Consider the following 19,609-nt stretch of genomic DNA (forward strand, 5'->3'; position numbering starts at 1 on the left):
GGTGAAGAGTCTTCTCTGGATAGTGCTGTTCCTCCTGGGCCTGGCAGGCGTGGTCATCCCGCTGACGTATCTCTATACGGCCAGCAGGCTGCCTCCGCTGGAGAGCGAGTTCGACGTCCAGAAGCAGCTCAAGCACAGCATCGAAGGCGAGCGGATGAGCCTCCGCGCGGGCCAGTACGAGAAGAACCCGCGCCCCATCACCTTCCAGCCGCCGGACTTCTCGCGGTTGCCCAAGGACCTGGTGGCCCTCTACATCCGGCACCTGGGTTGCCCCCGCTACTTCCAGACGCCGCGTGAGGACGGGCCCGCGTGGGCCTGGCGCCTGTTCGCGGGCGTGACGGCGGGCTCGGTGCCGCCGGGAGACGGCGGGTGCGAGCGCATGCTGGCCATGGGCATCGCCAGCCGCCTGAACATCGAGGGGGCGCTGGCCCAGTCGGTCGCCGCGCACCGGCTGCACACCTTCATGCAGAAGGACCAGCTCATCGTGTACGACCTGTCCACCATCTACTTCGAGCGCGGCATCGTCGGGGTGGAGGACGCGGCGTACGCGCTCTTCAAGCGCGAGCTGGGCGACTTGCAGCTGGCGGAGCTGGCCGAGCTGCAGCTCGCGCTGCCTCCGTTCGGCTACTACTACGACCTCAAGCTGTGCCGGAACCCGACGGTCATCCGGCAGAACCGCGACATGCTGCTGGAGGACCTCGCGGGCTGGAAGCTGGTGAGCGAGGACCGCGCGCGCAACGCCATGGCGCAGCCGGTGTCCTGCACCCGCTCGCTGTGAGCGGGGCGCGCGGGCGGCGTGGGCTTCCGCGCCGCTTCAGTGCTTGAGGTAGGTGCGCTCCAGGTAGTCGAGCCCGTCGGAAATCTTCTGGCGCTTGGCCTTGTCCGCCGAGCCAATCTCCCCGCGGTAGCGGTCCAGCATCTTGTAGGCGGTCTCGGCCTGGGCGTCCTGGATCTTCTCCGCGACCGACAGGTCGGAAATCTTGCTCTCCAGCTCGAGGATGCGCCGCTGCAGGTCCGTCGCGCGGGGCACGCTTCCCAGGAGCTCGCGCGATTCCCGGGGCGTTTCGTTCCTGTCCTCCGCGTCCTTGGTGCGGGCACCCGCCCGGGTGGTCGTGGATTCGGCCCGGGATGACGTCGAGGAAGGCCTGGCGCGTGCCGCGAGCGACTCGCCCTGAGCCTCCGATACCGGCGGGGAGGCCTGCTTCGCGGCGTTCGCGTCGGCCGCGGGAGTAGGAGGCGCGGCGTTCGCGACCGCGCCCACCTCGGTGCTCGTTCCGGCCGCGGTCCCACCCGTGGCACTGACCGCGCCCGAGCCGCTCGCGCCGCCGTTGCCGACGTTCGCGGCGCCCGCCACGGTGTTCGGCCCATTCGCGGTGCCGGGAATGCGCTCGTTCGCGGTGCCCGGAGCCGGCGCGGTGTTCTTCGCGGCGGCGGTATCCGTGCCGGCCGCCTTCGCCGGAGTCTCTCCCGAGCCACGGCCGACGAGCGCCACGCCACCGACCAGCAGCGCCGCGGCGACGCCGACGGCCGCGGCCACGGGCACCAGGCGGCGGCGCGCGGGAGACGGCACTCCCGCGGCGCGCAGCTCCTGCGACGTCAGCTCCGTGTTCAGCTCCGGCGGCACGGGCACCGGCGTCGTCGGCCGGCGCGAGTCGACGTCATCCTTCGGCCTCGACTTGTCGACGGGCGCGGGCGCGCTCGGGTTGGAGCGCGTGGAGGACCGGAGGGTGCGGCGCAGCTTGTGGAGCTGCTGACGGAGCGCGTCCGCCGAGCCGGGCCGCGTCTCCGGGTCCTTCGTGAGCATCTGCAGGATGAACGCGTCCAGCGCGGGCGGCAAATCAGAGATGAACTCCGACGGCCGCGGCGGGCGCGCCTCCACGTGCTTCATCAACAGGTCCACCGGCGAGGTGCCGATGAAGGGCAGCCGCCCCGTCACCATCTCGAAGGTGACGACGCCCAGCGCGTAGAGGTCGGTCATCGGACCCACCTCCTGGCCGCGGGCCTGCTCGGGCGCCATGTACTCCGGCGTGCCCACCACCATGTCCGTGCGCGTCTGCGCGCTGCGGCCGGTGGGCGTCTGCGCGCGCTTGGCGAGGCCGAAGTCCAGCACCTTCACGTAGCGCGAGCCGTCCGGCTGCTTCACGAGGAAGATGTTGCTGGGCTTCAAGTCACGGTGCACCACGCCCGCGCCGTGCGCGGCCGCCAGCGCGGCGAGCACCTCGTCGAGGATGGACAGCGCCTCCTGCACCGGCAGCCGGTTCTTCTCCGCCAGCACCGCGTCGAGCGCCTGGCCGTCCAGGAACTCCATGACGATGTACTGCCGCCCGTCCGGCACCTGCCCGAAGCCGAAGATGTCGATGATGCCGCGGTGGCGGATGGCGTTGACCGCGCGGGCCTCCGCGAGCAGCCGCTCCACCTGCTCGGTGGAATGGGCCAGCTCCGGGCGCAGCACCTTCACCGCCACGCGCTTGCCGATGAGCGGCTGGATGCCCTCGTACACCAGCCCCATGCCACCCACGCCCACGCGTGAGCGCAGCTCGTACTCACCCAGCCGCAGGCCGATGAGCGGGTCCCTCTGGCCTGTTTCCATGGGCCTTCCGTCCGCGCGCACCACGACCTTGGGCTCTTCCTGAGCGGAGGCGGGCGCGGGGACATGGAACGACGTCAGCACCACCGTCCCGTCGCGCGGGCACACGGCGGTGTCGGGAGGAACGGAAAGACCGCAGGTCTCGCAGATCAGCTCGGATGCCATCTCAACCAGGGGGAGCAGCGTAGCAGGTTGATACCTGTGACGCGACGTGCCGGGCCCGGGGGACCGGAGTGCGGTCCGCCACCGCACGCCGCGTCACCCTGACAGTCCCCCCCAACGTCGGACAGCGCACGCCAGACGTCACGGGTTGAGATTGAGCGTGCAATCGAAGGTGGGCTTGCTCTCTCCCACGCCACCGGCATTGCCGCCCTGGCTTTCTCCTCCCGCGCCGCCGCTGCCCTGAGCGATGGTGACACCCGTGTCGGCGACTCGCAGCCGCGCCGCCGTGTCACACCACACGCCGACGGAGGGGCCACCGCCGCCTCCACCGCCCGGGCCGCCCTTGCCGCCGCTGCCGCCGGGGCCACCCCGGCCACCCCGGCCGCTGAAGCTGTTGTACGCGGGGGACCCGGGGACCATGAGGCTGGAGCCCGTGCCGTCGCCGCCGCCCGCACCGCCCGCGCCGCCGGGGCCGCCATTGCCGCCGCGCCCGCCGTTGCCGCCGCCGCGCGTGGTCAGTCGCGTGCCTTCCTCCAGCGACACCTGCGAGTCGATGAGCAGCAGGGCGATGGACGCGCCGCCTCCAGTGCCTCCGGTGCCTCCAGTGCCTCCGCAGCCTCCAGCGCCACCGCCTCCGCCCCCCCCGCTGCCCGCCACGCTGACGGACGAACCCGGGCAGCTTCCACCGCCGCCACCGCCGCCACCGCCCGCGCCCGCCTCACCCAGGCCTCCGGTGCCACCCGCCTGCTCGGGGCTGGGGCGCCACGTCTCGCCCTGCAGCATGCCCATTCCGCTGCCGCTGCCGGCGCTGCCCGCGAAGCCGATGCCTCCACTCGTGCCCACGCCGCCGTCGAGGCCGGGGAAGCCGGTGCAGGTGCAGATTTCTCCGCCGGGGCAGGTGAACTCGCCGATGGCTCCGCCCTCTCCGAGGCTTCCTCCCGTTGGAGGGGCCGGAATGCCGGGCTTGCCGGCCTCGCCCGCCGTCTTCGTGGTGCCGGTTCCACCGCCGCCGCCGGAGCGTGCGCCCGCCACGCCGCACGTGGTGACACCCCCGACCCCGCCGTTGCCAGCGATGGCTCCGTTGGCGGCCGTGCCGCTGCCGCCGTCCGCGCCGCCCTGGCCCGCACCGCCGTCCGCGCCGTCCTGGCCCGGCGCGCCCTTGCCCGCCACGAGCACGGCGTGGCGCAGCCGCACGTCCGAGCTGCCCACCATGCGCAGCGCGATGGAGGGCTCACCCGCCGCCACCGCGTCCGTGGAAGTCACGCTCACGTAGTCCAGCACGATGCCCGCGTCGCGCAGGTTGCGCACCGTGAGGCCCACCGTGCCGCCGTTGAGCTGGCTCGGAGCGGTCGCCGAGCGCCCCCATGCGTCGGTACCCGGGACGTAGCCGCCGTGCAGCGACACCGGCACGCTCAGCTCCAGTCCCGTCTCGTCGTAGTCGCCGCGCGCGAGGTACAGCCGCACCGGCCCGCCGCCGTCCGCCGCGCGCAGCACCTCCAGCGCGTGGCGCAGCGTGCGCAGCGGGGCCTGGCGCGTGCCCGTGCCCGTCTCATCGTTTCCGCTCGCCGGGTCGATGAAGAGGCCCGCGTCGGCCTGGCCGTCCACGCCGTCGCAGTCGGTGTCTTTGAAGGTGTCGTCCGGCTCGTCCACGAGGTTGGGGACGGGCGTGCACCCCGCGTCGAAGCCGGCGTCACCGGCGTCGCCCGCATCACCCGCGTCGGCGCCGATGCCCTCCGGCTCGCAGCGTCCGTCCTGGACGCACTGCTCCTTGGCCTTGTCGAAGTCGTAGCAACCGCTCGCGGCGAGCACCGCGGCGAGCGCCGCACCGGTGGCGCCGAGCGTCCAGGTCTTTCGCATGGGTTTCCTCGCAGTCACGGCCACGTCCCGGACAGGCCCACCATGCCCCCACCGGGGACCATGGCTGCCGAGGGCTGCACCTTGGCTTCCTTCTCACCGTCACCGGGCAGCAGGTACATCACCACGCCCGCGGCGATGGCGGCCGCGCCCAGCCCGTAGGCCACGCGGCTCAGGGTCTGCGCCCGGCGGCCGTCCGACGCCACGCCGTCCGGGTCCTCGACGCGAGGCCCCGTCGTGCCGCCGTCGTTGAGCGTGTCGTACTTGTCTCCGGCCTGGAGGTAGAAGAGGGTGCCGACGCCGGCCAGCGCCACGCCTCCTGCGGCGGGCAGCCACGCCCAGCGGCGCAGCGGATAGGCGGGCGGCGCGGGCTCCTTCTCGGTGGTGACGACTTCCGGCGGCTTGACGGGGGTCACCTCCGTCGCCGGCTTCTTCTGCTCCGGCGGGCGGGTCGTCACGGGCGGCGGCACGTCCTTCATGGAGGGCACGGGCGGCGCGCCTCGCAGCGCGGTGCGGGTGCGGGGCACCACCACGTCCAGGGCCTTGGTGAGCGCGTCGAGGAGCCCGTCCTCGCTCACCCCGGGGATGAGGTGCTCGGTGATGAGGGAGCCGTCGGTGGCCTTGTACATGCGGGCGCCGACGCGGTAGCCGCTGACGAACTGGCCGAACTCGGCCACGAGGACGACCTCGGCCTTGCCGACGGTGCCGAGCGAGCGGACGCAGGCGGGCTCGGTGCGGTTGCAGCGCAGGAGGGCGCGGCGCCGGGAGGGCGGCAGCGTCCGGGTAACGTCCTCGACGCGCACCACCTGGAAGCCCCGCGACTTGAGTTGCTCGGCCACGTGCTCCTGGGCGAACTCGATGACGTGGGAGGGGGCGCCGGCCGCATCAGGCGGAGCGACCAACACGGTGATGGGCGCCTGGGGTGACGCGACAGGTGCCTGGGCGGCCAGGGTGAGCGCGACGAGCAGGGAGATCCACACGGCGGCCACTTTCCCCCTGACACGCGCTCCTCGCAAGGTCGGGAATCAAAGCCACTGCCAATGGTGGGGCGCGTGCATCACCCAGCGCGCGGTGGGAGAACAGCCCACCGGCCGCGGGGATGACGCCGTAGGGAGGTCCCGACACTCACGGGCCCGGGGCGTCGTCGGGAATTGACGCGGGGCCGAACGGGAGCGCGGCTGGCGTCCCCACCCGGACCCTGCGTCGGGACTGCTGGTGCGCGCGGACACCCCGGCTCAGCGCCGGGGCCGCTCGGGAGGCGGGCGGATCTGCGTCTTCTCCGAGCCGCCGCGCCCCGAGGCACCGGACACCGCGTCGTCGTCCTCGTCCTCCTCCTGGGCTGGAGCCGGCGGAGGCCGGCGCGCGGGCGCGGGGGGAGGGCGGACTCCGGAGACTGCATTGGGCGAGGGCCGCGCGGGCGGCGTGGAAGGCGGAGGCCGGCGCGCGGGCGTGGGCCGCGAGCCTCCCGCCTCGGTGAGCAGCTCCGCGTCCACCTCCACATTCGACTCCGACACCGGCGAGGCGTGGGTGTCCTCGGGCGGGCCGGCGAACGGATTGCGCGTGGGCGGCGGCGTCTTGTCGTCATCGCCCATGCCGGGCGGCGGCGGAGGCGGCGGCCGCGCCGCGGACTTCACCCCGGACGGAGGCGTGGGCCCGGCGAGCTTCGGCGGCATCGGCTCGGACGGGCGCGGGCGCGCGGAGGGCGGCGGGCTCGGGTGATTGGCCGGCACCTGCACCTGCACGGAGGCGGGAGCGGGCGCCGCGGGCTTGCCCGCCTTCGCGTCGCGGGCCTCCTGCCTGAGCTTCTGCTCGAACGCGGCCCACTCCTCCTTGAAGTGGGCGGGGTCCGGTCGCCCCTCCTCGCGGTGCTTCAGCGACGGTGCCCAGCGCACCTGGAACGCCTCGCCCACGTGGAAGGTGGGAGGCGGCGGCAGCCCGTACGTGGCCGGGTCGAAGAAGGACTCGTCCAGGTCCGGGAAGCCGTACGCGCGCGCCTTGGCGACGAAGTTGGGGATGATGCCCGTGGGCGCGTGGTAGCCGATGATGTGGTCGTCCTCGTCCTTCGCCACCGGCGTGAAGACGAAGATGTCCTGCGTGCGGTAGTCGCCCTTCTCGTTGAGGGGCAGCACCTCGGAGAGCGCAATCGTCTTGCGGCTGCCGTCGTGGAGGCGCTCGCAGCAGATGATGAAGTTGATGGCGCTGGCCACCTGCGCGCGCACCGCCACCATGGGCAATTCCACGCCGGACATGAGGCACAGGGACTCGACGCGGCGAAGCGTGTCCGTGGGCGTGTTCGCGTGCGTCGTCGCCAGCGAGCCGCCGTGGCCGGTGTTCATCGCCTGCATGAGGTGGAAGGCCTCGCCGCCGCGCACCTCGCCCACCACGATGCGGTCCGGGCGCAGACGCAGCGCGGAGTGCAGCAAATCGCCCATGTCCACGCCGCCCTTGCCGAACTTGTCGGGCGGCCGGCTCTCGAAGGCCACGACGTGCGTCTGGTTGAGCTGGAGCTCGGCCGAGTCCTCGATGGTGAGGATGCGCTCCTCGTCGGGGATGAGGGAGGAGACGATGTTGAGCAGCGTCGTCTTGCCCGAGCCCGTGCCGCCCGCCACCAGCATGTTGAGCTTGGTGGCGATGCCCGCCTCGATGAGCCGCGCCATCGGCGGTGTCAGCGAGCCGAACTTCAGGAGCGACTGGATGCTCAGCTTCTCCTTGAAGAACTTGCGGATGGAGATGGTGGTGCCCCTGCGCGCGATGGGCGGAATCACCACGTGGATGCGGCTTCCATCCGGGAGGCGGGCGTCCAGGCGGGGGCGCTCGTCGCTGAGCACGCGGCCGACGAACTGGGCCATGTTGCGCGCGGCGCCGATGAGCCCTTCCTCCGTGAAGGCGGCGTCGGTCTTCGTGAGCTTGCCCTTGCGCTCAATCCAGATGTCCGTCGGGCCGTTGATCATGATCTCCGACACCGACTCGTCGTCCAGGTAGGGCAGGACGGGCTTGAGGAAGGCGCGGAGTGACTCGGTGTACATCGTCATGGCGGACCGCAGGCTAGCGCGCTTGCCCGGTGGGTCCCAAGAACCCATCCCGCCTGCCCGCCCGGCTTGCGTCGGAGCCGCACCCATACCCCCACCGGGTGGCTCCCGGAGGCTCCGCATACCCGGGTCGCAATCGCCGTTCTTGTCACAGCGGAAGCGCCCGCACGGCTCGTCCGAGCAAGGGTCCTGCTTGCCGGGGCAGGCAAGCGGAGCCGGACCCCTCTAGACTGTCTGTCATGTTGAAGACGGTGCGCCGCAGCTTCCTCTTCAGGCTCTACGCGGCGATGTTGATTTCGGGAGCGCCCCTGCTGCTCCTCTTTCCGCTGTACCTCCTGCCCACCATCCGCTCGCAGCTCATCGAGGCCCAGCGCCAGGGGTTGAAACAGACGGTGCAGAGCGCGACGTCCATCCTCGTCAGTTACGAGGCGCGCGTGCGCGCCGGCGAGCTGCCCCTCGAGAAGGCACAGGCCGAGGCCGCGGCGACCATCGGCAAGATGCAGTTCGATGGGACGAATGGGTACCTCTGGATTCTCGACTACAACACGCGCCTCGTCGTGCACCCCATGTTCCCGAAGTCCAAGGGGCAGGACCTGTCCACCGTGGAGCTCACGGGCAACTCGCGCCGAATCTTCAAGGAGATGGTGGACGACTCGAAGGCGACGGGCGAGGCGGCCCTCTCCTATTCCACGCAGAAGCTCGGGGCGGACGAGGAGGTCCGCGAGAAGCTGAGCTACGTGCTCCGCTTCGAGCCGTGGGGGTGGATTGTCGGCAGCGGCATCTACCTGGAGGACGTGGAGGACGAGGTCAACGTCGTCGAGCGAAAGCTCCTCTGGGGGCTCGCGCTGACGGTGGTGCTCACCGTGCTCGTCGGGTTCATCATCTCGCTGCGAATCATCCGCCCCGTGCGCCAGCTCGCCGAGGCCGCGCGCCGGGTCAGCTCTGGCGACTTGAGCGTGAGCGTCGAGGCGCGGGGCTCGGACGAGGTCGCCCAGCTCACCCGCGACTTCAACACGATGGTGGCGGGCATCCAGGGAATGCTCACGGAGGTGCAGCAGGTGGCCGGCTCCACCGCCAACGCGGCCGAGGACATCCGCCACGCCGCCGAGGCGCTGAAGGCGTCCTCGCAGGACCAGTCCTCCCAGCTCGCGCAGATGACCGGGGCGGTGCAGGAGATGGACCAGGCGCTGGCGCTCAACACGCGCAGCGCGCGGGCCACGGTGGAGGTGGCCGCGGACAACGGCCGCGCGGCGCAGGAGGGCGGCGAGGTGGTGCGGCTCACCTCGGCGAAGATTCAGGACATCGTCCGCGCGGTGGAGCAGTCCACGGACACGGTGCAGCGGCTGGCGAGCACGAGCCGCACGGTGCAGGAGATGCTCCAGCTCATCCGCGACATCGCGGACCAGACGCACATGCTGGCCATCAGCACGGCGATTGAGGCGGCGCGCGCGGGCATGCAGGGCAAGGGCTTCGCGGTGGTGGGCGCCGAGGTGCGCAAGCTGGCGGAGCGCTCGCGCGAGGCGGTGCTGCGAATCGAGGCGCTGACGCAGCAGAGCCAGGCGGACACCGTCACGGCGATGGACCTGATGCAGTCGGGCGTGGACGAGGTGCAGGCCGGCATGGCGCTCTCCGCGCAGACGGCCGCGGCGCTCCAGCGCATCATGGCCAACGCGGAGGGCATCCAGACGCGCATCCGGCAGATGGCGGAGGCGCACACGATTCAGTCGGAGAACAGCTCCATCCTCGCCACGCGAATCCATGCGCTGTCGCAGGGCGCGGAGACCGCCGTGGGAGACGTGGACCGCATCGTCCGCTCGGTGACGAGCCTGCACGCGCGGGCCCAGCAGCTGCGCACGCTGATGAACCGCTTCTCGGCGCCGGGGCAGAAGCCGTCCGCCTCGACGGCGGCAAAGGCTCCGGTTCCGGCTCCGGTGAGTGCCGCGAAGCCGCGCAGCGCGGCGTGACGTCCGGCGCGGAGCGTCCCGCGAGAGGCGACCCGTTGAAAGAAGCTGGGCCTACGCGGCGGGTAGGTGATTCAATGCCCTCACCCCCGGATGGGGGAGAGAGGGAGCCATGCTGGCGGACAGGTTGCCCGAGGACTGGAAGCACGAGCTGCGCGCGGCGCTCACGTCGCCGTCGTTCCTGGAGCTGGAGCAGTTCGTCGCGGAGGAGCGGAAGTCGGCCACCGTCTTTCCGTCGGAGGAGGACCTCTTCTCCGCCTTCCGGCTGACGCCGTACGCCGACGTGAAGGTGCTGCTGCTGGGACAGGACCCGTACCACGGGCCGGGCCAGGCGCACGGGCTGGCCTTCTCGGTGCAGCCCGGGGTGCCGCCGCCGCCCTCGCTGGTGAACATGTTCAAGGAGCTGGAGAGCGACGTGAAGGTGCCGCGCCCGAAGAGCGGCTCGCTGATTCCGTGGGCGAAGCAGGGCGTGCTGCTACTCAACGCCGTGCTGACGGTGCGGCAGGCCGAGCCCAACAGCCACGCGGGCCACGGCTGGGAGGACTTCACGGACGCCGTCATCCGCGCGGTGAGCGCGAAGCAGGAGCCGGTGGTGTTCCTGCTGTGGGGCAAGTACGCGCAGAAGAAGAAGAAGCTCATCGACGCGAAGCGGCACGTGGTGATGGAGGGCACACACCCCTCGCCGCTGTCCGCGAGCAACGGCTTCTTCGGCAGCAAGCCCTTCTCCAAGGTGAACGAGGCGCTGGTGGCCCGGGGCCGCCCGTCCGTGGACTGGCACCTGTAGGAGCATTGGCCCCGGGTCGGTTGCCGAATCGACCGGGGCCCTGTCACGCTTTTTCGCCTCGTGCCTGATACGGGAGTGGCCGGCGGGTTGCGGCGGTAGGGCGGGGGCGGCGACGCTGGCAGGCAGAAGAGGCGGACAGGGACGTGGACTCCGCGGCGCGACAGGCGTTGCAGCAGTGGATGGCGAGGCTCGCCGACGGCGACCGGAGCGCGTTTGCTCCGGCCTTCGCCGTGCTGCATCCGCTCGTGGCGCGCTTCTGTGCGCGCATGCTGCAGGAGGGGGCGGATGCGGAGGACGCGGCGCAGGTGGTGCTGCTGAAGGTCTTCACCCGGGCGGCGGACTTCGATGGCTCGCGAGACGCGCTGCCGTGGGTGCTGGCCCTGGCGACGTACGAGTGCCGCACGTACCGCAAGGCGCGGCTGCGGCGGCGCGAGGATGCACCACCGGACGAGGAGCTGGCCGACGCGTCGGAGGGGCCGGACGCGCGGCTGGAGGGGGCGCAGCTCGCTCGTGCGTTGCGGGATGTCATCGAGGACCTGAAGCCCGAGGACGCGGCCACGCTCGCCGCGGCCATGGGGGAGGAGGAGCGCCCGGCGGTGCCGCCGGCCACGTTCCGCAAGCGGGTGGAGCGGGCCATGACGCGGCTGAGGGCCGCCTGGAGGACGAGACATGGAGTCGAGTGAGCTCGCCCGCCGCGCGAGGTGGGCGTACGAGAAGGGCCGGCTGGTGCGCGCGTTGCCGCTCGGTGGCTACGGCGTGGTGCTGGTGCTGTGCGCGGTGGCGCTGAGCACGAAGGTGGGGCCGGGGACTCTGGGGCTCGGCGCGCTCTTCACGGTGCTGCTCATGACGTACGGTTGGTGGGGCGGAGTGCTGGGCCGCGCGGTGGTGCCGGGCGTGCTGGGGGGCGTGGTGCCGCTGCTGGTGCCACCGCTCGTGGTGGCCTCCGGGCACGTGTGCTCATCGGGCTGCAAGGCCTTCTGCCTGTGGGCGTGCGTGGGCGGCGGCATGCTGGCGGGAATCCTCATCAATCGCGCGGCGCCGGCGGAAGGGCGAGTCCGCTTCGTGCTCGCGGCCGGAGTGCTGGCCACGCTGTGCGGCGCGCTCACCTGTGTCCTCTATGGCGCGTCCGGCGTCATCGGCGTGAGCATGGGCCTCGTGCTCGCGTCGACTCCTTCGCTGGTGCTGCGCCGGGCCTGACGCCCGCTTCTTCCTGAACCCCTGAACCACCACGCTCACGCCCGTGTCCTCGCGGAAGAGGACGCGAGGCGCACGGGAGAGTCATGTCCACCGTCGTCGCATCCCTCGCGCTGCTCGTCTCGCTGTCCGCCGCGCCGGCCGCTCCGCGGGCGCCGCGCTTCTTCGCCCCCGACGTCGTCTCCACGTCCAACGAGGAGTTCGGCGCCGCCTTCTCTCCGGACGGCAACACCGTCTGGTTCAACCGCGCGGACCCCACGCGCTTCACCTTCCAGCTCATCATGGTGAGCCACTTCCGCAACGGCCGCTGGACGAAGCCGGAGGTGGCGCCCTTCTCCGGTCGCTGGCGGGACATCGACCCGGCCCTCTCGCCCGACGGCCGCCGTCTCTTCTTCGCGTCCAACCGGCCGGTGAAGGACGGCGAGCCCGTGCGCAAGGACTTCGACATCTGGATGGTGGAGCGCGAGGGCTCGGGCTGGAGCGCCCCGCGCCACGTGCCCGAGGTGAGCACCGATGAGACGGAGACGAACACCTCCGTCACCTCGGATGGCACGCTGTACGTCACGCGCATGGGACTCGCGCCCGGGTCGAAGCGCGCCATCTATCGCCACGCATGGAAGGACGGACGCTACGGCCCGGGAGAGAAGCTGCCAGCGCCCATCAACATGGAGCACGGCGCGGGCAACCACTTCATCTCCGCCGACGAGCGTTATCTCCTCTTCAGCTCCGAGGGCCGCCCCGGCAGCCTGGGCACGTATGACCTCTGGGTCTCCTTCCGCGAGGGCGACAACTGGAGCACGCCGCGCAACCTGGGCGCGGCGGTGAATCGCGGAGACGTGCTGACGCCCGTGGTGGTGCCTTCGCGCGGAGTCCTGGTGTACGCCTCGCGCATTCCCTTCCAGCAGGAGCCGCGCGTCACGCCGTACACCACCGCGGAGTTCGACGCGCGCCTGCGTGCCCCGGGCAACGGCCAGGGGGACCTGTACGAAGTGGCCCTCTCCGAGGTGGGCCTCTCTCCAGGCGCCGAGGTGCTTCGCTGAGCGTGAAGGCAGGCCTCCGGTCGGGTGAGGGGATGAGCGCGCCACACCCGGCGGCTTGATACGGTGCATCGCGCCATGACCGCTGCCTTCCTCGCCGCCACCACGCCCGAACCTCTCTCGCCCGGCCGTTACCACATCCGCTTCTCCGCCCCCTGGTACCAGGGACGCGGCGCCTTCGGAGGCGTGGTAGCAGGAGCAACGCTGCGAGCCATGGAGCACGCTCTTGGCGGCGCCGTGAACAGGCCGGTGCGCTCGTTCACCGCGCACTTCTGCTCGCCCGCGGTGGAGGGCGCGGCGGAAATCCAGACGCGCATCGAGCGTGCCGGCAAGCTCGTCACGCACGTCACCGCGCGGGTGGAGAACGCGTCCGGAGTCGTATGCGTGGCCAGCGCCACCTTCGGCGCCTCGCGCGGTGGAACCCTCGAGTACTTCGAGGTGCCGCGTCCGGAAGTGCCGCCGCCGCACGAGGTGCCGGTGGTGCCCGGCGACGTGCCCATGCCCACCTTCTGTCAGTTCTTCGAGTACCGCTTCTGCCTCGGCGGAGCGCCGTACTCGGGAGGCTCCGTGGCGGAGACGGGCGGTTGGATTCGTCCTCGCGACCGGCTCGTGCTGGACGCGCCGCTGTGCGTGGGGCTGATGGATGCCTACCCGCCGTCGGTGCTCTCACGCGTCGATGGATTCCAGGCCGCGGCGAGCGTGGACTTCCGCGTGGACTTCTTCCACGCGCTGCCGCGTCCGGGCCTGGACAAGGACGCGCACTTCCTTCGCACCGGCCGCTCGCGCCAGGCGGGGGAAGGCTACGCGGAGGACTTCCAACAGCTCTGGACCGAAGATGGCGTGCTGCTCGCGCAATGCCGTCAGCTCTTCGCGCTGTTGAGCTCCGACAAATGACGGACCGCACCGGCGCGCTGGAGCACGAGGCACTGCTCTCGGCCATCGGCCGCGCGCTGGGCAGCGACGCGCCGTATGCGGAAGTCGAAGGGGCTCCGGGCAACGCCCTCCACCTCGGGACGATGAAGCTGCTGCCCGCCGTCGCGCGCCGTCAGGCCGCCGCGGTGCCGAGCTGCTTGACGAGGAGCCGAATCAGCTCGACAGGCTGGATGGGCTTGGGCAGCAACTCCGCGCCGTAGCGGATGGCGACGGGGAGGATGTCGTCCAGCTCCTCGTGCCCGGTGAGGAAGATGAAGGGCACGTGGCAGTTCTGCAGCTCGCGCATGGCCGTCAGCACGTCCGCGCCCGTCATCCCCGGCATGTTGTAGTCGCAGAGGATGGCGGAGATGTCGGCGACGCTCATGTTGAACGCCTCTTCCGGCGTCTGCACCGTCACCACCGAGTAGCCCGCGCTCTGCAGAATGTCCCGCACCATGGCCAGCACGAAGCGGTCGTCGTCGATTACCAATACATTCGCCATCGCGGGGGTCTCCAGAAGAGCCCATTCATCCTAGCCGAGCCCCCAGGTCGGGTCGCCAGGGGGCCACCCACCTCATCGTGCCGTGCCGGGTCCGGACGGCCCCTCGCTCGGAGCAGGCGAGGGGATGAGCACCAGGTCCTCCTGCGGTGGGATGAGGTACTCCGCGCCCGTCTCCGTCACGACGGCCATCTCCTCGACGGAGACGATGCGCATCAGGTCCGGCCCGCCGTCCTTCCACGCGAAGAAGCCGTCGAAGGCGAACACCTGCCCGGGGCGCACCACGCGGGCTGCCTGCCCCTTCGCTGGGAGGGCCTTCTGTGCGCCGGAGAGTGCGGGTCCCACGTCGTGCGCCCAGTAGCCCACGGGATGGCCGGTGCCCCACATGACGGGCTCGGAGCCGGCCTCGCGCATCCAGTCGCGCTGGGCCTTGTCCACGTCCCACCCGCGCGCTCCGGGCTTCAGCGCCGCGAGCGCCGTGCGGCTGCCCTTCTTGCCCTTCTCCCACTTCTCCAGCGCCTCCTTCGGAGGCTTCGTCTCACCCGGAGCCAGCACGTACGCGAAGCGCTGGATGTCCGTCACCCACCGGCCGCCCACGCGGATGCCGAAGTCCGTCTGGATGAAGTCTCCCGGCTGAATCACGCGCTCGGTGGCGTGCGAGTGGCCGCGCGTGGGGCCGCTCTGCACGTTGGGGTTCTGGTCCGGCGCCCATGCGTCGCCCACGCCCAATTCCGCCATGCGCCGCTTGAGGAAGCGCGCAACATCCACGTCACGCGTCTTGCCCGGCACCACCTGCCGGTACGCCTCCACCTCGAGCTGCGACGTCAGCGCGGCGGCCTTGCGGAGGATGTCCACCTCCTCGGGGAGCTTCACGGAGAGCCATTCGGAGACGAGGTCCTCGGAGGACACCAGCTTCTTGCGCAGCGCGGGCGGCAGCGCCTTCTCCAGCGCCACGCGCTGCGACGCGGAGAGTCCGTCCGCCACCGTCACCGCGTCCGAGGAATTCACGGCGATGCGCGCGGGCTTCGCCGCCTGGAGTCTCGCGGCCACCTGCGCGTAGAGGTCCGTCCCGCGCTCCAGCGGGACGACTTCGTCCATGGGGCCCACGTCCTTGAGCGCCGTGGCCTCGCCCGCCGGTGACAGGGCGAGCGAGCGCACCGCGTCGCCCTGGCGGAAGAACAGGAAGGCCGCGGTGCCGCCCGCATTCTCACAGCCCACGTGGTCCGCCAGCGGGTCGTTGTCGTTCTCCCGGCAGAGGAGCACCCAGGCATCCACGTTGGCGCGGGCCATGGCCTGGGGCAGCAGCTTCTGGATGCGCTCCTTGCGGATGCGCGGCCACGCGTCCGGGGTGGCGATGTCCGCGCCACCGGCGGCGCTCGCGAGCGGAGCCCAGAGGCATGCGGAGGAGAGCAGGGCGGAGAGCACCACGGGCCGGGCACGCGTCATTCGCTGGAGGTCCTTTCGGGGGAAGGCGCCCCATCTTCCCCGAGGTCGCCCGTGGGCGGCACGGCCCCCGTGTGAAGTCGTATGGGGCGCGTGCGAAGAAGTGTTCCAGGCGTCCTGGCGGGCAGGGACATGCAAGCGCGGGCGCCGTGGCTCGTTTAAGGTGGAGACATGGCCAAGAGTTCCTCCCGCAAGTCCCCGGCGAAGGCGAAGAAGACCGCGGCCCGCGCCGCTCCCGCGAAGGCGAAGAAGCCCGCGCCGCGCAAGGTCGTGGCGGAAGACGTCACCCCCGACCCGACGAAGCCGCGCCCGCCCGTCCTGGAGGCCGAGCCCGTGCTGGAGTCCGACGCGCCCGAGGCCGGCGCCGCGCCCGAGTCCCAGAAGGCCCTGCCCGCGGGCGAGTCCGGCGGCCGGGTGCTGCCCTTCGAAATCGACCCGAAGCGCCTGGAGGAGGGGCTGCGCAAGCTCCAGGGCGAGGTGGTGCACTGGGCCAACAAGGGCCGCTACACCCGCGTGCGCTTCAAGTTCCGAGGCAAGCAATTGCTGCCCGACCTGCCGCTGGCCGCCGTGGTGGCCGCGGAGGGGCTCACCTTCTACTGGGGCGGCATCCTGCGCATGCTCATCGCCAACGTGGTGGGCGGCAGCGTCTTCCAGGTGGAGTTGATCAACGACGCGGAGAAGCGCGTGCAGGCTGGCAAGGAGGCGCTGCTGTCGGGTGACGTGGACCAGGCGCTGGAGCTCTTCCGCGAGGCCCTGGCCATGGACCGTGATTTGGCCTCCGCGCACCTCAACGTGGGCGTGGCGCTGAAGCTGAAGGGCGACCGAGAGGGCGCGCTGGCGGCCTTCGAGAAGGCGAAGGAGAAGGACCCGGAGGGCGGCATCGGCGCCGAGGCCGAGCGGCTGGCCGCCCCCCTGCGCCCCCAGGGCTCCGCTCGCTCCGCCTGAGCGGTTTCAGCGTCCATTCCCGCCCCACTTCCGGCCCCTTTACGGGGCCTTTTTTTCGTGCTGCGGGCGGGCTGAAAACAATGCTCCCGAGCGTTCAAAACGAAGCGCCGGAAGGCCCTGTCCAGACCCCATTTTGAACCATCCGAGCGCTCAGGCATTCACCCCCTCGTTTCCCTTATTGACGCAGGGAAATCCAGGGGTTACGAACGCTCACCCACAGGACGGCGGCCCCTTTGGAGGGCCCCTCCGAGACACCTTCAGAGCTCATGGCTGACGACACTACCGACAAGCCGGCAACGCCCCCCGCGCCTCCGCCTCCTGGCAGCGCCGGGGAGCTCATCCCCGTGAACATCGAAGACGAGATGCGACGCTCGTATCTCGACTACTCGATGTCCGTCATCATCGGCCGCGCGCTGCCCGACGTCCGCGACGGCCTCAAGCCCGTGCATCGCCGCGTGCTGTTCGCGATGAACGACCTCGGGAACACCCACAACCGCGCGTACAAGAAGAGCGCCCGCGTCGTTGGCGACGTCATCGGTAAGTACCATCCGCACGGCGACGCGTCCGTGTACGACGCCATGGTGCGCCTGGCCCAGGAATGGAGCCTGCGCTACCTGCTCGTGGACGGGCAGGGCAACTTCGGCTCGGTGGACGGCGACTCGCCCGCGGCCATGCGCTACACCGAAGTGCGCATGGAGCGGCTGGCGGAGGATTTGCTGGCGGACATCGAGAAGGAGACCGTCGACTTCGGTCCCAACTACGACGACTCGCTCGAAGAGCCGCTCGTCCTCCCCGCCAAGTTCCCCAACCTCCTGGTCAACGGCAGCAGCGGCATCGCGGTGGGCATGACCACCAACATCCCGCCGCACAACCTGACCGAGGTCATCAGCGGCACGCTGCACCTCATCGACAACCCGGACTGCACCGTCCGGGACTTGATGGAGTTCATCACCGGCCCGGACTTCCCCACCGCCGCCATCATCACCGGCCGCGAGGGCATCGTCCGCGCCTACGAGACGGGGCGCGGGCAAATTACGATTCGTGCGCGCTCGGAGATCGAGACCTCCAAGCGTGCGGACCGTGAAGCCATCATCTTCACGGAGATTCCGTACCAGGTGAACAAGGCGCGGCTCATCGAGAAGATTGCCGAGCTGGTGCGGGAGAAGAAGCTGGAGGGCATCAGCGACATCCGTGACGAGAGCGACCGTCAGGGCATGCGCATCGTCATCGAGCTCAAGCGCGACGCGATTTCGCAGGTCGTGCTCAACAACCTGTACCAGATGACGCCGCTGGAGACGACGTTCGGCGCCGTCATGCTCGCCATCGACGGTGGCCAGCCGCGCACGCTGAACCTGAAGGAGCTGCTGGACCGCTTCATCGCCCACCGCCGCGACGTGGTGACGCGCCGCAGCCGCTACGAGCTGCGCAAGGCGCTCGCTCGCATGCACATCGTCGAGGGCTTGCTCGTCGCGCAGGACCTCATCGACCTGGTGGTCAGCCTCATCCGCGCGTCGAAGGACCCGGACGAGGCGCGCTGGGGCCTCATGCACATCCTGTCGCCGTCGCTGTACGAGCACGAGCGCTTCGGCAACCTGCAGCGCATCGACTACGCGGCGGCGAAGGCGCAGATGGAGCTGCTCGTCTCGCGCGCTCGCAACGAGGAGCCGTCCTACCAGGGGCTCGCGCACAAGTACGAGGGCGCGGGCTTCAGCGAGGAGCAGGCGCAGAACATCCTCGAGATGCGCCTGCAGCGCCTCACCGGCCTGCAGCGCGAGGAGCTGTTCCGCGAGCTCATCGACCTCATCCGCACCATTGCGCGGCTGCAGGACATCCTCGCCAACGAGCGCAGCCTGCTCAACGTCATCAAGACGGAGCTGGTCGAGATTCGCGAGCGCTACGGCGACAAGCGCCGCACCGAAATCACCGGCGCGGTGGATGAGATTACGAGCGAGGACCTCATCGCCGAGGAGACGATGGTGGTGACGCTCTCGCACACCGGCTACGTGAAGCGCTCGCCGCTGAGCGAGTACCGGGCGCAGAAGCGCGGTGGGCGCGGGAAGACGGGGGCGGCGACGAAGGAGGACGATTTCGTCAGCAAGCTCTTCGTGGCGAGCACCCACGCGTACCTGATGCCCATCACGACGAAGGGCAAGCTGTACTCGCTGAAGGTGCACCAGATTCCGTCGGGCAGCCGCACGTCGCGCGGCAAGGCCATGGTGAACCTGGTGCAGTTCGGCGAGGGCGAGAAGCTGGCGCAGGTGCTGGTGACGCGCGACTTCCCGGAGAACCGGTACGTGTTCTTCGTGACGAAGAAGGGCGTGGTGAAGCGCACGGACCTGAGCGCGTTCGCCAACGTGCGCTCCAGCGGCATCATCGCGCTGGGCATCGACGATGGGGACGAGCTGGTGTCGGTGATGATTACCGACGGCAGCAAGGACATCCTGCTGTCGACGGCCACGGGCATGAGCATCCGCTTCCCGGAGGGGGAGGTGCGCTCCATGGGCCGCCAGGCCTACGGCGTGAAGGGAATCACGCTGGAGGACGGCGACGAGGTGGTGGGCGCGGACGTGGTGGAGCCGGAGACGACGATTCTCACCGTGACGGAGAACGGCTACGGCAAGCGGACGCAGGAGGCCGAGTACCGGCAGCAGGGCCGTGGCGGCAAGGGCATCATCGACATCAAGACCACCGAGCGGAATGGCAAGGTGGTGGGCCTCCTCCAGGTGCGCGACACGGACGAGGTGATGCTCGTCACCAACGGCGGCATGCTCATCCGCATGCGGGTGAAGGAAATCTCCGTCATCGGCCGCAACACGCAGGGCGTGCGGCTGATTGCCCTGGAGAACGAGCAGGAGAAGGTGATGGCCATCTCCAAGCTCCCCGAGGGCGAGGCGTCCGAGGACGAGGAGACGGTGTCCCCGGTGGAGGGCGCGGTTCCGGCGGAGGCCAGTGCGTCGGCTCCGGTGGAGGGCGAAGCACCCGCCGCCGAGGAGACGGAGTCGCCCGAGAGCAATGGCGCCACCGGCCCGGAGTCGCCCGAAGAGGGCTGAGCGACGGGACGCCGCTGTGAATGAATGACGCCTCCTCCTGCTTCAGGAGGGGGCGTTTTTCTTGGGGCGTGTTCGGACGCGGGCAGAGGCCACAGGCCAGATGCGTGGCCTCAATCCAAAGCGCGGCGGGCCCGGGCTCGCGGAAGGAGCGT

The 19,609-nt window shown here is 70.7% G+C and carries 15 protein-coding genes; 9 read left to right on the forward strand and 6 right to left on the reverse strand.

Features of this window, described 5'->3' with window-relative positions; genetic code table 11:
- Nucleotide 1: 1 nt before the first annotated feature.
- Nucleotides 2-778: a transglycosylase domain-containing protein gene (locus ACVTJA_RS05695; RefSeq protein WP_465834451.1), complete on the forward strand. Its 777-nt coding sequence runs from the start codon at nucleotides 2-4 to the stop codon at nucleotides 776-778.
- Nucleotides 779-814: 36 nt separating this feature from the next.
- Here the strand turns inward: ACVTJA_RS05695 and ACVTJA_RS05700 are convergent, their stop codons facing one another.
- From ACVTJA_RS05700 to ACVTJA_RS05715, 4 genes are all read right to left on the reverse strand, one after another.
- On the reverse strand, nucleotides 815-2,752 hold the full coding sequence (locus tag ACVTJA_RS05700) for a protein kinase domain-containing protein (RefSeq protein WP_465834453.1): 1,938 nt from the start codon (nucleotides 2,750-2,752) through the stop codon (nucleotides 815-817).
- A 138-nt stretch (nucleotides 2,753-2,890) separates the two neighbouring features.
- Nucleotides 2,891-4,606 carry a hypothetical protein gene (locus ACVTJA_RS05705; RefSeq protein ID WP_465834455.1) on the reverse strand — a complete coding sequence of 572 codons (1,716 nt, stop codon included), beginning with the start codon at nucleotides 4,604-4,606 and terminating at the stop codon, nucleotides 2,891-2,893.
- A 14-nt stretch (nucleotides 4,607-4,620) separates the two neighbouring features.
- On the reverse strand, nucleotides 4,621-5,583 hold the full coding sequence (locus ACVTJA_RS05710) for a hypothetical protein (RefSeq protein WP_465834456.1): 963 nt from the start codon (nucleotides 5,581-5,583) through the stop codon (nucleotides 4,621-4,623).
- Nucleotides 5,584-5,838: 255 nt separating this feature from the next.
- Nucleotides 5,839-7,635, reverse strand: a complete 1,797-nt coding sequence (locus ACVTJA_RS05715) for a CpaF family protein (protein WP_465834458.1) — start codon at nucleotides 7,633-7,635, stop codon at nucleotides 5,839-5,841.
- A gap of 236 nt (nucleotides 7,636-7,871) precedes the next feature.
- On the opposite strand from ACVTJA_RS05715, the gene ACVTJA_RS05720 reads away from it, so the two are divergent.
- The 6 genes from ACVTJA_RS05720 (at nucleotide 7,872) to ACVTJA_RS05745 (ending at nucleotide 13,502) form a co-directional block, all read left to right on the forward strand.
- Nucleotides 7,872-9,596 (forward strand): methyl-accepting chemotaxis protein, encoded by a 1,725-nt coding sequence (locus ACVTJA_RS05720; RefSeq protein ID WP_465834460.1) that lies wholly within the window; start codon nucleotides 7,872-7,874, stop codon nucleotides 9,594-9,596.
- 109 nt (nucleotides 9,597-9,705) lie between these two features.
- A complete protein-coding gene (ung, locus tag ACVTJA_RS05725; RefSeq protein ID WP_465834462.1) occupies nucleotides 9,706-10,377 on the forward strand; it encodes a uracil-DNA glycosylase in 672 nt (223 codons plus the stop codon).
- Nucleotides 10,378-10,520: 143 nt separating this feature from the next.
- On the forward strand, nucleotides 10,521-11,060 hold the full coding sequence (locus ACVTJA_RS05730; RefSeq protein ID WP_465834463.1) for an RNA polymerase sigma factor: 540 nt from the start codon (nucleotides 10,521-10,523) through the stop codon (nucleotides 11,058-11,060).
- Entirely contained in the window at nucleotides 11,047-11,574 is a 528-nt protein-coding gene (locus ACVTJA_RS05735; protein ID WP_465834465.1) for a hypothetical protein, read from the forward strand. Before ACVTJA_RS05730 ends, ACVTJA_RS05735 begins: the two co-directional genes overlap by 14 nt.
- Before the next feature lie 83 nt (nucleotides 11,575-11,657).
- Nucleotides 11,658-12,611, forward strand: coding sequence for a TolB family protein (locus tag ACVTJA_RS05740; RefSeq protein WP_465834467.1), 954 nt, complete (start codon nucleotides 11,658-11,660; stop codon nucleotides 12,609-12,611).
- A 75-nt stretch (nucleotides 12,612-12,686) separates the two neighbouring features.
- On the forward strand, nucleotides 12,687-13,502 hold the full coding sequence (locus ACVTJA_RS05745; protein ID WP_465834469.1) for an acyl-CoA thioesterase: 816 nt from the start codon (nucleotides 12,687-12,689) through the stop codon (nucleotides 13,500-13,502).
- Nucleotides 13,503-13,653: 151 nt separating this feature from the next.
- On the opposite strand, the gene ACVTJA_RS05750 is transcribed toward ACVTJA_RS05745, so the two are convergent.
- Nucleotides 13,654-14,022 (reverse strand): response regulator, encoded by a 369-nt coding sequence (locus ACVTJA_RS05750; protein WP_465834470.1) that lies wholly within the window; start codon nucleotides 14,020-14,022, stop codon nucleotides 13,654-13,656.
- 72 nt (nucleotides 14,023-14,094) lie between these two features.
- Nucleotides 14,095-15,465 carry a M24 family metallopeptidase gene (locus ACVTJA_RS05755; protein ID WP_465834471.1) on the reverse strand — a complete coding sequence of 457 codons (1,371 nt, stop codon included), beginning with the start codon at nucleotides 15,463-15,465 and terminating at the stop codon, nucleotides 14,095-14,097.
- A 168-nt stretch (nucleotides 15,466-15,633) separates the two neighbouring features.
- Here ACVTJA_RS05755 and ACVTJA_RS05760 point away from each other — a divergent pair, with 168 nt between their 5' ends.
- Nucleotides 15,634-16,407, forward strand: a complete 774-nt coding sequence (locus tag ACVTJA_RS05760) for a tetratricopeptide repeat protein (RefSeq protein WP_465834473.1) — start codon at nucleotides 15,634-15,636, stop codon at nucleotides 16,405-16,407.
- A gap of 266 nt (nucleotides 16,408-16,673) precedes the next feature.
- Nucleotides 16,674-19,457, forward strand: coding sequence for a DNA gyrase subunit A (gene gyrA / locus ACVTJA_RS05765; protein ID WP_465834475.1), 2,784 nt, complete (start codon nucleotides 16,674-16,676; stop codon nucleotides 19,455-19,457).
- Nucleotides 19,458-19,609: the final 152 nt, after the last annotated feature.

The sequence above is a fragment of the Pyxidicoccus sp. M6 genome (assembly GCF_055568925.1).

Coding starts and splice junctions, on each gene's coding strand:
- gyrA (WP_465834475.1), top strand. CDS start 16,674: ATGGCTGACGACACTACCGACAAGCCGGCAACGCCCCCCGCGCCTCCG.
- ACVTJA_RS05745 (WP_465834469.1), top strand. CDS start 12,687: ATGACCGCTGCCTTCCTCGCCGCCACCACGCCCGAACCTCTCTCGCCC.
- ung (WP_465834462.1), top strand. CDS start 9,706: ATGCTGGCGGACAGGTTGCCCGAGGACTGGAAGCACGAGCTGCGCGCG.
- ACVTJA_RS05700 (WP_465834453.1), bottom strand. CDS start 2,752: ATGGCATCCGAGCTGATCTGCGAGACCTGCGGTCTTTCCGTTCCTCCC.
- ACVTJA_RS05750 (WP_465834470.1), bottom strand. CDS start 14,022: ATGGCGAATGTATTGGTAATCGACGACGACCGCTTCGTGCTGGCCATG.
- ACVTJA_RS05705 (WP_465834455.1), bottom strand. CDS start 4,606: ATGCGAAAGACCTGGACGCTCGGCGCCACCGGTGCGGCGCTCGCCGCG.
- ACVTJA_RS05760 (WP_465834473.1), top strand. CDS start 15,634: ATGGCCAAGAGTTCCTCCCGCAAGTCCCCGGCGAAGGCGAAGAAGACC.
- ACVTJA_RS05720 (WP_465834460.1), top strand. CDS start 7,872: ATGTTGAAGACGGTGCGCCGCAGCTTCCTCTTCAGGCTCTACGCGGCG.
- ACVTJA_RS05735 (WP_465834465.1), top strand. CDS start 11,047: ATGGAGTCGAGTGAGCTCGCCCGCCGCGCGAGGTGGGCGTACGAGAAG.
- ACVTJA_RS05755 (WP_465834471.1), bottom strand. CDS start 15,465: ATGACGCGTGCCCGGCCCGTGGTGCTCTCCGCCCTGCTCTCCTCCGCA.
- ACVTJA_RS05715 (WP_465834458.1), bottom strand. CDS start 7,635: ATGACGATGTACACCGAGTCACTCCGCGCCTTCCTCAAGCCCGTCCTG.
- ACVTJA_RS05740 (WP_465834467.1), top strand. CDS start 11,658: ATGTCCACCGTCGTCGCATCCCTCGCGCTGCTCGTCTCGCTGTCCGCC.